The organism is Metabacillus crassostreae (genome assembly GCF_016908395.1).
Classification (GTDB): Bacteria; Bacillota; Bacilli; order Bacillales; family Bacillaceae; genus Metabacillus; species Metabacillus crassostreae.
Genome location: NZ_JAFBDU010000025.1, coordinates 1 through 1,179, shown reverse-complemented (window position 1 = coordinate 1,179; position 1,179 = coordinate 1). Strand labels below are relative to the sequence as shown.

The 1,179-nt window shown below is 37.8% G+C and carries 1 protein-coding gene; it reads left to right on the top strand.

All coding sequences use genetic code 11. The annotated features are described in order from the left end of the window. Nucleotides 1-37: 37 nt before the first annotated feature. Nucleotides 38-1,179: IS1182 family transposase (locus tag JOC75_RS23760; RefSeq protein ID WP_204956355.1), on the top strand; the 1,142-nt coding region annotated here is incomplete at its 3' end.

The window sequence follows — 1,179 nt, the reverse complement described above, 5'->3', positions numbered from 1 at the left end:
TAAAATAATAGTAATAATAATTCTGAGGTGATTTTTGATGCTTACGAAACATAACTCTACTCAACGTGATCAAATTGAAATGGTGGCTTTAGATCAACTTGTGCCAGATGATCATTTGGTGCGTAAAATAGAAGACGCAATTGATTTCACTTTTATTTATGATTTGGTAGAAGATATGTATTCGGAAGTAGGTCGTCCAAGTATTGATCCTGTTATCTTGATAAAACTAACATTTATTCAGTATACCTTTGGTATACGTTCTATGCGTATGACGATTGAAGAAGCGAAGACGAACATGGCCTATCGTTGGTTTTTGGGTTATGGCTTTTATGATAAAGTGCCTCACTTCTCAACGTTCGGCAAAAATTACGAGCGCCGTTTTAAGGATACAGATCTGTTTGAACAGATTTTCTACCGTATATTAAAGACAGCCGCTGAAAAAAAGTTAATTAGTACAGAACATGTATTTGTTGATTCCACACATGTGAAAGCGAGTGCAAATAAGCATAGATTCGAAAAGAAAGTCGTTCGCAAAGAAACACGAGCTTATCAAGAACGTCTTCAAGAAGAAATTAACGATGACCGTGAAGGTCATGGGAAAAAGCCGTTCCCACCGGATAAGTTTGAGAAGGAAGAATCGAAAGAAATCAAAGAGAGCACAACCGATCCAGAGAGTGGATACTACGTCAAAGACGAACGTACAAAACAGTTCGCCTATTCTTTCCATGCTGCCGCAGATCGTCATGGATTTGTACTTGACGCGATTGTAACACCTGGAAACACACATGACAGTCATGTCCTAGAACCATTAGTTGAAAAGGTAATTATGAAAATTGGAAAACCTAAAGCTGTTGCGGCAGATGCAGCTTATAAAACACCTGCGATTACGAAGTACTTGTTTGAAAATGAAATAACACCGGCATTACCATATACACGACCACGTACAAAAGAAGGATTTTTCCGAAAACATGAATACGTTTATGATGAACACTTTGATTGTTACCTTTGCCCAGCAGGTGAAGTCTTGAAATATTCAACAACGAATAAAGAAGGTTATCGTGAATACAAATCACCAAAGGACATTTGTGCGACTTGCCCATTTTTATCGCAATGTACAGAAAGTAAAGATCATCAAAAAGTGGTGACACGTCATATTTGGCAAGAGTACGTAGAGGAAGC